At 61.0% G+C, this 12,937-nt stretch carries 11 protein-coding genes and 1 tRNA gene; 4 read left to right on the plus strand and 8 right to left on the minus strand.

Annotated elements, in window-relative coordinates; genetic code table 11:
• Positions 1–4: 4 nt before the first annotated feature.
• From ACR3EL_RS04680 to ACR3EL_RS04690, 3 genes are read left to right on the plus strand one after another with little or no spacing between them, the layout of a single operon-like run.
• A complete protein-coding gene (locus ACR3EL_RS04680) occupies positions 5–1,642 on the plus strand; it encodes a hypothetical protein (RefSeq protein ID WP_170339392.1) in 1,638 nt (545 codons plus the stop codon).
• Positions 1,639–2,268, plus strand: coding sequence for a DUF3726 domain-containing protein (locus ACR3EL_RS04685; protein ID WP_170337612.1), 630 nt, complete (start codon positions 1,639–1,641; stop codon positions 2,266–2,268). Before ACR3EL_RS04680 ends, ACR3EL_RS04685 begins: the two co-directional genes overlap by 4 nt.
• A gap of 10 nt (positions 2,269–2,278) precedes the next feature.
• Positions 2,279–3,289 (plus strand): Ldh family oxidoreductase, encoded by a 1,011-nt coding sequence (locus ACR3EL_RS04690; RefSeq protein ID WP_170337614.1) that lies wholly within the window; start codon positions 2,279–2,281, stop codon positions 3,287–3,289.
• Positions 3,290–3,341: 52 nt separating this feature from the next.
• Here the strand turns inward: ACR3EL_RS04690 and ACR3EL_RS04695 are convergent, their stop codons facing one another.
• The 8 genes from ACR3EL_RS04695 to ACR3EL_RS04730 form a co-directional block, all read right to left on the minus strand.
• Complete coding sequence (locus ACR3EL_RS04695; protein WP_170337616.1) at positions 3,342–4,562, minus strand: aminopeptidase P family protein; 1,221 nt, start codon at positions 4,560–4,562, stop codon at positions 3,342–3,344.
• Positions 4,563–4,725: 163 nt separating this feature from the next.
• A complete protein-coding gene (locus ACR3EL_RS04700) occupies positions 4,726–5,937 on the minus strand; it encodes an ABC transporter permease (protein WP_093962661.1) in 1,212 nt (403 codons plus the stop codon).
• Between the two features lie 5 nt (positions 5,938–5,942).
• On the minus strand, positions 5,943–7,217 hold the full coding sequence (locus ACR3EL_RS04705; RefSeq protein WP_170337618.1) for an ABC transporter permease: 1,275 nt from the start codon (positions 7,215–7,217) through the stop codon (positions 5,943–5,945).
• Between the two features lie 73 nt (positions 7,218–7,290).
• The gene (locus ACR3EL_RS04710; protein ID WP_093962659.1) at positions 7,291–8,382 is read right to left on the minus strand and encodes an extracellular solute-binding protein; all 1,092 of its coding nucleotides are present in this window, start codon (positions 8,380–8,382) and stop codon (positions 7,291–7,293) included.
• Positions 8,383–8,485: 103 nt separating this feature from the next.
• Positions 8,486–9,634, minus strand: a complete 1,149-nt coding sequence (locus tag ACR3EL_RS04715) for an ABC transporter ATP-binding protein (RefSeq protein WP_174819681.1) — start codon at positions 9,632–9,634, stop codon at positions 8,486–8,488.
• Between the two features lie 81 nt (positions 9,635–9,715).
• Entirely contained in the window at positions 9,716–10,432 is a 717-nt protein-coding gene (locus tag ACR3EL_RS04720) for a maleate cis-trans isomerase family protein (protein ID WP_170337622.1), read from the minus strand.
• Positions 10,429–11,574 (minus strand): M24 family metallopeptidase, encoded by a 1,146-nt coding sequence (locus ACR3EL_RS04725; RefSeq protein WP_170337624.1) that lies wholly within the window; start codon positions 11,572–11,574, stop codon positions 10,429–10,431. The genes ACR3EL_RS04720 and ACR3EL_RS04725 overlap by 4 nt, the downstream gene beginning before the upstream one ends.
• Entirely contained in the window at positions 11,571–12,614 is a 1,044-nt protein-coding gene (locus tag ACR3EL_RS04730; RefSeq protein WP_480720640.1) for a pyridoxal-phosphate dependent enzyme, read from the minus strand. Before ACR3EL_RS04730 ends, ACR3EL_RS04725 begins: the two co-directional genes overlap by 4 nt.
• A gap of 237 nt (positions 12,615–12,851) precedes the next feature.
• Here ACR3EL_RS04730 and ACR3EL_RS04735 point away from each other — a divergent pair.
• Positions 12,852–12,937, plus strand: a tRNA-Leu gene (locus ACR3EL_RS04735).

The following is a 12,937-nucleotide window of genomic DNA, read 5'->3' on the forward strand; positions in this document are numbered from 1 at the left end:
CGTTATGCGGCTCAGCCGGCTCGGGTCCTTGCACCAGTGCAGGCTCAGCTTCATGCGCGTTCTGACCCGCCGCCTGGCACGCGACAACTGGCGGTTTTCCACGCCGGTGTTCGAGATTGACGAGGCAGGTGTCGGACGAGCCGTCTATGTCGCCCAAGGACCCGAGCGCGCTTATTCTCTGGTGGCCTTCGCCCATGATCTTCCACCTGAAAAACGGTCGGACCGAGTGATCGCGGATGCGTGGGACGCGACCTTCACCCTATTCGACGGAATCCCTTCCGAAGCCGACCTTGACCGGCTGTCCCGCAATGTTCCGCTGCAAGAGGCCGGTCGGATCAGCGAAACCGAGCTGTCGCTGTCCCGGGCCAACCGCTCGGTCCGATTGTGGGCGCATGTAGTCGAAGCCCTGGCCGACGGTCGACAGCCGGATCTGGAGCAGATCCAAATGGTTGGCTACCTGATGCGAACTACGGCTGTGTACGGATCGGGTAAATTCGGCGCCGCGGACCGGGAAAACCTTGCAAACCGTGCGGAAACCGAGGGGCCGTTTCAGGCCGAGATGCTGTCGGTCTTCCTCACCCGCGCCTTCGTGCGGGACCTGGTCGAACACATGGCGCGCGCCAAAGGGGGAAGCAAGGCCGTCAGGATGTCTCCTGATATCGCGCGCCGCCTGGGCATAGGGAATTCCACGGGACTGGGCATGGCGCCCTTCCTGATCAATCATCCGGTCCTTCTGAACAACTGGATCATGGCGCGCGAGGAGGCAATCGCCCGGGTTCGAGCCGTGGAAACCGCGACCCAAGAAGAAATCAGTGTATTCCGGTCGGTGTTTGATCGCAGCCAATTGTCGATTGGCCAATGGCATTCGGAACATCCGATACAAGAGCGGAAACTGTCTGCTCTGAAATCGGACCTCGGGGCGATCGCGGGCTTTCTTCGCCATGACGAGCTTACTGGCCGAAGACCGTGGAACCGTCTGGTGGAGTGGTCGGAAACTGTTCTGAGCGAGGAGGGGCAGGAGTTGCTTCTTTCCCTGATCCTCGAACCCTATTCAGACTTGGTGGACGGTTTGTCAGGATGCATGGCAGATTCAAGCCCGCATCTGTACGAGATTGACGGCGCCATGCCGCTAGCCGATGTGCGGCAGGCGATCCGCGACGGTTTCGGTTGGGCGTTGGATCTGGACTGGGGCGCCCGGGAAGCCTGCGCAAGGGTCTGGTATGTATCGGAAGAAAAGCTGGAACCCAGACTGGGTGAGCGCTTTGACGAGCCGGTAGCCGAGTACGAACAACCGCTTGCCCCGGCACGGGATGCGGCAGCGGCATATTCGGCAATGGCCGATTGGGACACAGCCGCGACCACCGCGGAATTTCTTCTGCGCCATCCTGAACATCGCCACACGATCCGCCGGGCGCAGATCAGCCGCAAGGCCCCCTACAGCGAGATCCGAGACAACACGATAGGTGCATCGGTTCTGCCGATCGACATGCTCCGCGCCAAACTGTCCTTTTTTGGCGCCACGCATTTCGATCCCCGCTCGGACCGTTGGGTCCGTATCTGCATGTATTCAGGCGCGCCTTACCCAGAGAATCTTTCGCCCGAAAATGCCGATTTCTGGGTTTATCCTGAGGTGCCGGTATGAATCTGTCGCTGAACGAGGTCGAAGGATTGGCAAAACGCGCGGCACGTGGGGCGGGTCATCACTGGGGGCCGGCCGAGGACGCCGCCAAAGCGACCCGCTGGCTGTGTCGTCAAGGTTTTGACGGCGCAGCCGCCTTGTCAGCGGTCCTGCGCCAGGAATTTGCCCTTCGGTTTGTTGCACACACGCCGCAGGTTCTCGGGGCGAATTGGCGTGCGCATGGGCAGATGTGCCCGTTGGGGGCGGGGATGCTGCTGTCAGATTGTTCGGAACATCTGGGCCGCGGGCCGATCGTTCTGCATAACGTTGCGGTTCCGCTGTTTCTCGTGCCGTTCGCTGGCAACGCTGCACGCCGATTGCGGACCACTGTGACTGTCGTCTGCGCTGAACTCAGTGCCACGACGGACGGGGAGGTCGTGGACGCTCCGGATCTTTGGCCGGAAAGCGCCACAAAGGTCACCGTAAGGATCGGCGGTACGCCCAACAAACTGCGCGCCAAGCGGACGCGCGCCCTGCCGGCGTCTGCGGCTCTGGCTTTTTTGAACACTCTGGCTCAACGCACCTATGCCCCGGCAACCGAAGAGTCTCGCCGGTTGGGTGCAGGTGCTGGTTTGTCCGATAATGACTGAGGAGGCCGAGATGCCGGAAACCCGAACGTTGTCACTTGCTGAAATCGAGGACCTGTCGTTGCGCGCACTGATGGCGGCCGGAACGTCCGAGGACAATGCCCGGCCATTGGCGGTTGCGACCGCCGCGACCGAGGCGGATGGAGTGGCCAGCCACGGGCTGGCCTACATCCCGATCTATTGCGAGCACGTACAATGCGGCAAGGTGGACGGGCGTGCACAGCCGGTGATGTCCGCCCCCAAACCGGGCGTGGTGGTCGTTGATGCGGCCACCGGTTTCGCGCACCCGGCGATCGACTTAGGGTTCGACGCGTTGATCCCGGCTGCACGCGAGCAGGGGATAGCTGCGCTGGCCATCCGCAACAGTTACAATTGTGGTGTGCTGGGGTATCACACCTATCGCTTGGCTCAGGCGGGCCTTGTTGGTCTGGGGTTCACCAATGCACCTGCATCCATTGCACCGTCGGGTGGTTCACGGCCCGTCGTGGGCACGAACCCGTTTTCGCTGGCCGTTCCGGGTGCTGATGGGCAGCCTGCCGTCTTGATCGACCAAAGCGCCAGCACGATCGCAAAAAGCGAGGTCATGAAACACGCCCGCGAGGGAAAACCGATTCCGGTCGGTTGGGCGCTGGACCCTGATGGCAACCCGACAACTGACCCGGCCGTTGGCCTCAAGGGCTCGATGGCGCCTTCGGGCGGCTACAAGGGCGTGGGCGTCGCACTCCTGACCGAGGTAATGGCCGCCGCATTGACCGGGGCCACTTTGGGCATCCATGCTTCACCCTTTTCCGGAACTGTGGGCGGCCCGCCAAAAACCGGCCAGTTCTTCATTGCCATCGACCCCGGCGCTACGGCCGGGTCGGGGTTTTCTGCCAATATCGCGGAACTTGTCGAGGCGATCCGGTATCAGGAAGGAGCGCGTCTGCCCGGCGATGGTCGGCGCGCCAAGCGCCTGCAGGCCAGCCAGGACGGGGTTGGTGTCAGCGTCGCGACGCTGGACAAAATCCACGCCATACTGGCCTGACACCCGTTTCAGGCGGAAACAGGGGCAAGGCCGATGCCGCGCCCCCTCTGCATCACGCCTGGATGATGTTGTGTTCCGGTCCGTACGGAAAGCCGGTGATATTCTCGGCCCCGTCCTTGCCTACGACCAGAATGTCGTGCTCGCGGTAGCCGCCCGCGCCGGGCTGACCTTCGGGAATCCACAGCATCGGCTCGATGGACACCACCATGCCCGGCTCGAGCACTGTGTCGATGTCCTCGCGCAGTTCCAGGCCCGCCTCGCGGCCGTAATAGTGGCTGAGGATGCCGAAGGAATGGCCATATCCGAACGAGCGGTATTGCAGCAGGCCCTGATCGGCGAAGAACCGGTTGATCTCGGCTGTGATGCCGGAACAGGTCGCGCCGGGTTTGATCAGGCTCAGCCCCAGTTCGTGGGCGGCGACATTGGCCTGCCACAGGCGTAGGCTGTCGGCGTCGGGCTCGCCCAGGAACAGGGTGCGTTCCAGCGCGGTGTAATAGCCCGAGATCATCGGGAAGGTGTTGAGCGACAGGATATCGCCTTTCTGCAGCGCCCGCTTGGTGACGGGGTTGTGCGCGCCGTCGGTGTTCAGGCCTGACTGGAACCAGACCCAGGTGTCGCGGTACTCGGCTTCGGGATAGGCGCGGGCGATCTCGATCTCCATCGCGTCGCGGCCGGCCATGGCAATCTCGATCTCGGTGGCACCTTCACGGATCGCGGCATGGATGGCTGCGCCGCCCACATCCGCCGTGCGGGCGCCGCCCTTGATCAGTTCGATCTCCTCGGCCGATTTCACCATCCGCGCGGCCATCGTGTCGGGAGCGATGTCCACAAGCTCGGGCTGGTTCAGCATGGCCAGGGCCGTGTCGCGCGCAGCCAGCGTCATGTGGTCGCTTTCGATGCCGATCCGGCGGGCATTCCCGATCAGGCTGGCTACGGCGCGCCAGTAGTTGTCGCGCTTCCAGTCGGTGTAGATCACGTTGTCTTCGACCGACCGGCGCCAGGGCTGGCCCGCGTCGATATTCGCCGACACGGTGGTGCAAGTGTCCTGCGTCACCACGCAGCCATAGGGCCGGCCGAAGGCGCAGTACAAAAAGCCCGAGTAGTAGGCGATGTTCTGCATCGAGGTCAGCAGAACGACCGGGATGTCCCGCTGCGCCATGATGGCGCGCAGTTTGGCCAACCGGCGGTCGTACTCGGCCCGACTGAAGGGCAGGGGCGCCTTGTCGCCGTTGTGGCAGGTGAAGAATTCGGGGCGATTTGAAAGGTCTGTCATGTGCTCTCTCGTTTCTTTGCCGGACGTGCAAAGCCCGGCCACATGTCCCGGCGTACAGGACAGGCGGTCTCGGGGTCCGAGAGCCGATCACCCCCTTGGGTGCTGCGACGCCATCGCAGCAGGGGGTGAACCAGGAAATCGTTAGATCAGCAAATGCCGCCGGTCAAGCCGGCGTCAGCCCGCGCAGACGTTCCGACCGCCGCCGCAGCAGCTCAACCGTGGTGAGCAGCGCGATCGAGATGACGACGAGGATCGTGGCCACGGCCAGGATGGTCGGGCTGATCTGCTCGCGCAGGCCGGTGAACATCTGCCAAGGCAGGGTCTTTTGGCTGGCCGATCCGACGAACAGCACCACGACCACCTCGTCGAACGAAGTGATGAAGGCGAACAGCCCGCCCGAGATCACGCCCGGCAGGATCAGGGGCATCTGGATCTTGAAGAAGGTCCGCACCGGGCCCGCGCCCATATTCGCAGCGGCCCGCGTCAGCGAGCGGTCAAACCCGACCAGCGTGGCCGTCACGGTGATGATGACGAAGGGAATGCCCAGAACGGCGTGGGCCAGAATCACCTTGAGATAGCCCACAAAGGTCTTGTTCATGCCCAAAGTGCCTTCAAGGAAGCGGCCGATGTCGCTGTAGAAGAAGAACATGCCCGTGGCCGAGATGATCAGCGGCACGATCATCGGAGAAATCAGGATCCCCATGATGGCGCGCCGCCCAGGCACATGCGATTGGCTGAGACCGATGGCCGCCAGCGTTCCCAGCGTTACCGATATGATAGTCGCGATGGGCGCGATGATCAGCGAGTTCTTGAAGCTGCGCTGCCATTCGTTGTTGGTGAAGAAATCCTGGTAATGCTTCAGTGAATACCCTTCGGGGTCCAGCCGCAGCATCTCGGGCGTAAAGGTAAAGAAGTCCTGCGCGTTGAACGACAGCGGAAGAACAACCAGAATTGGCGTGATCAGGAAAACGAAGATCGCGCCGCAGATCACCCGGAACAGATAGTGATAGAACACCTGCTGTGCCGTCAGATAAGGCAGCAGTTTGCGGCGGTATCGGCCCTCGTACAGCCAGAATGTGAACCATGCGAAAAACCAGCCGCCCAAGAAGCCGAGCACACCGCCCATCGGCCCGGAAACCGCGAAGCCGACGGCCGCGAAGCCGATGATGTTGATCCAGTAGGCAAGCCTCTCGTTCTTGAGGACCGAGATGTAGATCCAGGCCAAAAGGGCCGTCAGCGCCGCGCCGCCGATCATTCCCAGGGGGACCGAGCCGTTTCCTGCGCCAACAAACATGCCGGCAAACGCGCCGGCCAGTGCGACGCTGGGCAGGACCATGGATAGGGGCTTGCGCGAAATTGGTGTCAGTGCGGCCATGTCGATTACCCCAGCTTCACGTTATCGATGCCCACGATCTTGTCGTAGACCCAGTAGAGGATCAGAACCACCGCCAGCAGGATCGTCCCCAATGCTGCAGCCAGGCCCCAGTTCAACGACGACGATATGTGATAGGCAATCCGGTTCGAGATGAAGACACCCTTGGTGCCGCCCACGATTTCGGGCGTGATGTAGTAGCCGATTGCCAGAATGAACACGAGGATCGATCCCGCTCCGATGCCCGGGATGGATTGCGGGAAGTAGATCCGCCAGAACGTGGTCCAGTTCGTCGCGCCCATGGATTTGGCCGCGCGGGTGTAGGATGGCGGAATCGTCTGCATCACCGAATACATCGGCAGGATCATGAACGGCAGCAGGATATGCGTCATGGCAATGATCGTGCCGATCTGGTTGTTGATGATGATCAGCCGGGCGTCATCTGCGACCAGCCCGAGCCAGACGAGGGTGTCGTTTATAACGCCCTGCTGCTGCAGCATGACCTTCCATGCGGATGTCCGCACCAGAAGCGACGTCCAGAAGGGCAGCAGAACCAGAATCATCAGCAGGTTCGACACGCGCATTGGCAGGGTCGCCAGCAGGTAGCTGACCGGATAGGCCAGCAGGATGCAGGCCCCGGTGATTACCAGCGACATGAACAACGTACGCCCGAACAGCTTGATAAGAATCTGCTTGTCTTCCGGCTGAGCCTGAGCACCTTCCGGGGTGCGCCGCATGTCGATTGCGTTCAGGAAGTAACCGTTGGTGATCGGAACCGCATGGGTTTTGATCACGCGCCACGTCTGCGGGTCCCCCCAGCCGTCGTGGATCTCGATCAGCTTTTCCTTGAACGGACCGTCGGTTTCGGGGTCCAGCCGTTTGATCTTGCGGCCTGACTGGCGGAACAGCGAAGACATGCCGGTTTCTTCGTAGTTCAGACGCGTTCCAAGCCGGGTGTGTTCCTTGTTTTCGATCGCGACCACCATGTCACGAACGAAGGCATCATAGACGTCCTCGCCCGGCAATTCGCCGCTGGTTTCATCCCAGTTGTCCAGCGCTTCGACCGTCAGGGGCAGGGTTTCCGAGACAATCCCATTTTCCACCGACCGAAACAGCATCGATGCGATCGGTACGAGGAAGGAAAACAGCACGAACAGAAGCAAAGGCGCGATCAGCATAAGCGCGCGCAGTTTCTGACGTCGCAATGAACGCGCCAGCGATTGCTTGAGCGGCGTTCCGTCCGCTGCCAGCATGGGTCCTGCTGTTTGGCTTGCGTCAGTCATCAGTGCCTCTTGGTTGTGCCCGGGTCAGATGGCGGCGCACCGCCACCTGACGTTTCTTCAGAGATTCAAGCTCTTATTGCGCCAACCACGCCTGGAATTTGGCGTCGATGTCATCGCGGTAGTCAGCCCAGAACTCGTAGTTGTAGAGGAACGTGTTCTTGGCGTTTTCCGGATCGGTCGGCATGTGCGGAGCCATGTCGATTCCCAGTTCGGCATGCTTGCCGACCAGCGGAGCCGACGAAGCGCGAGCCGGGCCGTACGAGATGTATTTGGCCTGATCCGCCAGGCGCTGGGTGTCGGTCGCGAACATGATGTAGTCCAGCGCGCGTTGCTTGCGCTCTTCGCTCAGACCGGCGGGAATGATCCAGCCGTCCAGATCGAAGACCTGCGCGTCCCACAGCATGGCGACGGGCTGCTTCTGCTCTTCGATGACGCTGAACAGGCGGCCATTGTAGGTCGAGCCCATGACGACTTCGCCGTCAGCCAGCAGCTGGGGCGTATCGGCGCCGGCGGACCACCAGACGACGCTGTCCTTGATGGTGTCCAGCTTCTTCAGAGCACGGTCCTGGCCTTCGTCGGTTGCCAGAACGTCATACACTTCGTCCTTCGGGACGCCGTCGCACAGCAGGGCCCATTCCATGTTGTTGATCGGGCGCTTTTCCAGCGACCGCTTGCCGGGATAGGTCTCCAGGTCGAAGACCGCGCAGATGTCGGTCGGCGGGTTGTCCCCGACCATGTCGGTCCGATACCCAAAGGTGGTCGAATACACGATCTGAGGGATGAAGCATTCGCTGACCAGCAGATCGCCGAAGTCTTCCGAAGCCGGGGTGCCGTCCGGCGCAGGCGCCAGCTGGGTGTCCGGGTCGATTTCCATTGCCAGACCTTCGTCACACAGACGGATCGCGTCCGCGGCAACCACGTCGACCACATCCCATGTGATGTTGCCCGCCTCGTTCATGGCGCGCAATTTGGCCACGGCCTCGGCCGAGCTGTCATCGTTCAGGATGGTGACGCCGGTCTTTTCCGAATAGGGCTCGTGATAGGCCTTGAGCTGCGACTTGGAATAGGCGCCGCCCCAGGACACGATCGTCATTTCTTCGGCGGAAACTCCGCCTGCTGCAGTTGCCAGAGCAACAGCTGTCAGCATTGTGGTGGTACGTTTCATATGTAGCTCCCAGTTTTTCCCGTTTTATGATTTGTCGACCAACGCACGGGTTTTCGTCGGTCGGTTCTTTCGGCTTGGGGGCGGATTGCGAAGCCGGGCGCGCCTAGGCGTCCAGAGCGCGGCAATCCTGCGCCAGCCATCCGATCTCGATCTCCTGACCCGGTGTCAGCCTGACGGCGTCAGGGGCATTCCGGGTCTTGACGATGAATTCATCATTGCCGGCCACCGACATGCGGAACCTGAATACATCGCCCATGTAGATGAATTCCTTGACCACAGCCTTGAGCGTATGCGCTTCGGGGCTGAGGCGATCCTTGTTGAATTCCACGCGCTCGGGCCGGATCGAGACCTTGGTCCGTTCCCCCGGTTGGCTCACGTTGATCGGAACCGCGTCGATCTCGGATCCATCGTCCAGCGTGACGACGCATTTCCCGCCATCGACGGATTTCAGAACGCCTTCCAGCGTGTTGTTCTCACCGATGAACTGCGCAACGAAACTGTTCTCCGGTTCTTCATAAAGCTGGTCCGGCGGTGCAAGCTGCTGGATCCGCCCATCGTCAAAGACCGCTACGCGATCCGACATGGTCAGCGCTTCGGTCTGGTCGTGGGTCACATAGACGGTCGTGATCCCCAATTCATGGGCCAGACGCGTGATTTCAAACTGCATGTGCTCGCGCAGCTGTTTGTCCAATGCGCCCAGCGGTTCGTCCATCAGAACCAATTCGGGTTCGAAGACCAGCGCGCGGGCCAAGGCGATACGCTGTTGTTGTCCGCCCGACAGCTGCGCGGGTCTGCGGCTGCCGAAGGCACCCATCTGCACCATGTCGAGGGCGCGCTGGACCTTTTCTTCGCGCTCGGATTTGCCGATTTTTCGGACTTCCAGCGGAAAGGCGAGGTTCTCGGCCACCGTCATGTGCGGGAACAGGGCATAGTTCTGAAACACCATCCCGATGCCACGCTTGTGCGGCGGAATGTTGTTGATCGGTCGCCCGTCCAACAGAATTTCGCCATGCGTCGCAGTTTCGAACCCGGCCAGCATCATCAGGCAAGTGGTCTTGCCAGATCCCGATGGGCCCAACATTGTCAGAAACTCGCCCTTTGGCATCGCGAGGTTAAGGTCTTTGACGACAAGATTTTCGCCGTCATACGATTTTTGAACGCGTTGAAATTCGACAAACGCGGCGTCGCTAGAAGTGCCGGTCACAAGACCCCCTGTTGCGTCAATTCTTGATCCGGTTGGTCCGGATTTCATTGATCCCTGAGCACATTAAAGACGCAGCAATGTCCGGCTGGCAAGACTCAATGACAAAAACCAATCCCCATTGGGGGGAATTCAGCGATTTTGCGCAGTGTTGAGGCGCTGCATGTGCCACGCAAGGGCCTGATTGCTGGACAAGACCGGTTTGCCAATCTGTTCATGGATCTGCGGGATGGCGTCCAACGTGCGAAGGTTGGTGCAGCTGAGAAAAACAGCTTCGACCGCTCTGTCCGAACCCAGCCTCACCGCGGCGTCAACGATGGATTGCGTTGATATCCGGACGACCTTTGCTTCTTCGGAAATCCCAAAGGTGCCGAACACATCCATGAGGATCCCTTGATCGGCGAAGGCCGCGCGAAGCGCCGTGTTGACCTGCTCCTCATAAGGGGACAGCAGTGCAAAGCGTGACACACCCAATTCGCGCGCCTGAGCAACCGCGGCGCGCAGAGGGTTGGTCACCGTTTGCACGTCACAAGTCTGCTTTACCAGTTCTTCGACCTTTTCCGATCCGATGACCGAGCTTGCCGAGGTGCAGGCGTAACCCACAGCCCGGAAGGGGTGCGCCTTGGGCAGTAAATCTGCCGCCGCTGGAAGCGCATGTTTCATGCGGGTCAACGTCTTGGTCGTGACCTGCGGGTCGCTGGTTATGCGCGAGACATAAACGGGTGACGGGTCGCCGGCAAAAAGCCTGCGGAAATCGCCTTCGATCGTTTCGTCTGTCTGCAAAACGATCAGGCCAAGCGGAGATATACCCGGGTCATCCGTGTCCAGAGAAAATGGCAGTGTTGTCATAGCTCGGGAATCTCCCGTCCTGCTTTGGGACTCAGGAACCGGGGTGCGCCTTCGGTGATCAGCACGTTTTCCTCGTGCACAAGTATTTTGCTACCGACCTCAATACCTGGCTCCAGCGTCAACACCATTCCGGGTTTCAGAACCGTGTGATCCGATGGGATGAGCGAAGGCCACTCGGTCAATGACATGCCCAACCCGTGGCCCAGGCGCCCGGCTTCGGTCCCGCCGCCGCCATGGGACAGGACCGAGTTCATCGCGTGATACAGGTCCGAGGCCGTCGCGCCCGGTCTGGCCTGCTCGAACGCAGCCTCGGTGGCATCGATCAGCGCGTGGTGCGCCGCGCGCACGGCCGGACTGGCCGGGCCGACGGACCAGTTGCGGTCGAAATCGCAAAAATACCCATCCCAGACCAGCCCGGTATCCAACACAAGCACGTCGCCCGGCTTCAACGGTCGTTGGGTTGCCGGTGAGATCACGTCGTCATATCCGCCCAGGTCGGCAGCGCCGGCAAGATAAGGCACCCAATCGGCGCCTTCATCGAGACACAACATCTGAAACCGTCGAAAGACCTGATCCAGAGGAACACCGGCCGATGCAATCTCAGGAACCCGCTCAAAAGCTTCCCCTGCGATCCGGCACGCGGTTTGGATCTTTTTGATTTCGGCTTGGGATTTGACCATGCGCAGGTCGCGCAGAATGCCTGCGTCGCTGGCGATCCTGCGGCGGTTGACTTCGGATTTCAGACGCGCCAAATCTGCGAGCGGCATCCGCAGGTGCGTTTCATGCCCGTCGGGGCATCCGATCAAGCCGTCGTCCGGAACGAGTTCGCGTAGGGTTTCGGCCAGCAACGATACTCCGTCGTCTGCCAGATCCGGGGCGGTCCAAGTGCGGATGTCTTCGATCCAGGTCTGCGCCATCAAGGCCGCTCCAATCGACGGGATCACGGCGATAGGTTTACCGGTCGCAGGAACGACAAGGAACCAGGGGCGCGTCGGGCTTTCCCAGAACCGGGTCAGAAAGCCGCTGAAATACCGGACGTCGGGCTCGGTCGTCAGCAGCAGGGCGTCCAGTCCATGCTCTTGCATGAGATCCTGCGCACGCGAAGTTCTGTCCTCGAATTCGGCTTGTTCGAACCCTCTCATGAGGCTTGCTCGGTCACGACGCACAAAACGCGGTCCTGTGGTCCGATTTTGAGCAAGTTGCGGCTATCGGCATCCAGAACGGCAGCCAGTCCGGCCCCGCCTGACGCAGTCGTTTCGAACCCGGCCTCTGCCATGACTGGAAGCTGAGCGGCCACGGTGTCATCGTCCAGCGTCAGAAACAGATCGGCATCCCGCGCCAATCCATTCAGCGCAATCAGCGATGGCTCCTTGCAATCCAGCCGTCCCATGATGCTGTCCGGACCGTCTGCAAAGACCGGCGCGCCGGCTTGGATGCTGGCCATCAGCGCCGGGGCTGCGGCCGGTTCGACCACGACGATCCTGGGGTCGTCTCCCCAAGCCTTTCGGAAACATGCGGCAACGGCGCCCGCCATGCCTCCCACTCCGGCCTGCAGCAGGATCAATGTCGGAGGTTCGGGACATTGATCAACCGCCTCGACGGCCATTTGAACGTACCCCTCCATCAAGAGATGGGGCAGGTCATAATACCCTTCCCAAGAGCTGTCTGACAGAAGCGTCCAGTCGTTGTCGTTCGCCGCGCGGCTCGCGGCGTTCATGCTTGCGGCGTAATCGACGCCTTCGCGCACCACTCGCGCACCTTGCGCCGCAAGGCGCTGCGCAAAGCTTTCGGGCACGGTTTCAGAAATGAACACCACGGCATTCGCACCAAAAACGCGTGCACCCGCAGCCATGCTGAGGCCGTGGTTCCCGGCGCTGGCCGTAACATAAGTGCGGCCGGCAAGGGATGTGTTGTCGGGTGTCTCGGTGGCCTCGCTCGCTTGACAGGCGATGACATAGGCCGCGCCCAATGCCTTGAACGACCCGAGATTCATCCGCGTCCGTTCATCTTTGATCCAAAGGCGGGAAACGGGCGCCAAACCCGACGCTTCGGCCAGTGGTGTCAAGCCGGAGGCCGGGCACAGAGAAAGAAGCTGTGCCAACCGGTTCGAGTTGGTTGAAGGGAAGGGTGCCTGAGAAAGCAGTTTGCCTTTGCCCCGATACGGGTTGGTGACGGTCTTCATCGCGGCCTCCCTCAACGATCCGGCAGACGTCATAGAAATGCAGTCGATCTGTCAAGGCAAAGGGGTGGAATGCGAGAATTGCGCGCTTCTTCTTCCCTTGGGAAATTGGCTGCTTGCACTGAACCGCACGGCGTTGATCAGGCTGGCGAATTAACTGCTTGCGGTCTTTGCAATCGGAATGGGTGCGTGTAAGTGTTCGGCACGTGATCCGTTGCCGGTGCACCAGACCGGCCGGATGCGGGCGTGATGGAATGGTAGACATATCGGACTTAAAATCCGAAGGCCTTAGCGCCGTGTGGGTTCGAGTCCCACCGCCCGCACCA

This window comes from Ruegeria sp. BJ3 (assembly GCF_056535665.1).

Bases quoted from the DNA above. Each gene is read 5' to 3' on its own strand.
- ACR3EL_RS04680 (WP_170339392.1), top strand. From the start codon at position 5: ATGCGGCTCAGCCGGCTCGGGTCCTTGCACCAGTGCAGGCTCAGCTTC.
- ACR3EL_RS04685 (WP_170337612.1), top strand. From the start codon at position 1,639: ATGAATCTGTCGCTGAACGAGGTCGAAGGATTGGCAAAACGCGCGGCA.
- ACR3EL_RS04690 (WP_170337614.1), top strand. From the start codon at position 2,279: ATGCCGGAAACCCGAACGTTGTCACTTGCTGAAATCGAGGACCTGTCG.
- ACR3EL_RS04720 (WP_170337622.1), bottom strand. From the start codon at position 10,432: ATGACAACACTGCCATTTTCTCTGGACACGGATGACCCGGGTATATCT.
- ACR3EL_RS04715 (WP_174819681.1), bottom strand. From the start codon at position 9,634: ATGAAATCCGGACCAACCGGATCAAGAATTGACGCAACAGGGGGTCTT.
- ACR3EL_RS04725 (WP_170337624.1), bottom strand. From the start codon at position 11,574: ATGAGAGGGTTCGAACAAGCCGAATTCGAGGACAGAACTTCGCGTGCG.
- ACR3EL_RS04695 (WP_170337616.1), bottom strand. From the start codon at position 4,562: ATGACAGACCTTTCAAATCGCCCCGAATTCTTCACCTGCCACAACGGC.
- ACR3EL_RS04705 (WP_170337618.1), bottom strand. From the start codon at position 7,217: ATGACTGACGCAAGCCAAACAGCAGGACCCATGCTGGCAGCGGACGGA.
- ACR3EL_RS04700 (WP_093962661.1), bottom strand. From the start codon at position 5,937: ATGGCCGCACTGACACCAATTTCGCGCAAGCCCCTATCCATGGTCCTG.
- ACR3EL_RS04730 (WP_480720640.1), bottom strand. From the start codon at position 12,614: ATGAAGACCGTCACCAACCCGTATCGGGGCAAAGGCAAACTGCTTTCT.
- ACR3EL_RS04710 (WP_093962659.1), bottom strand. From the start codon at position 8,382: ATGAAACGTACCACCACAATGCTGACAGCTGTTGCTCTGGCAACTGCA.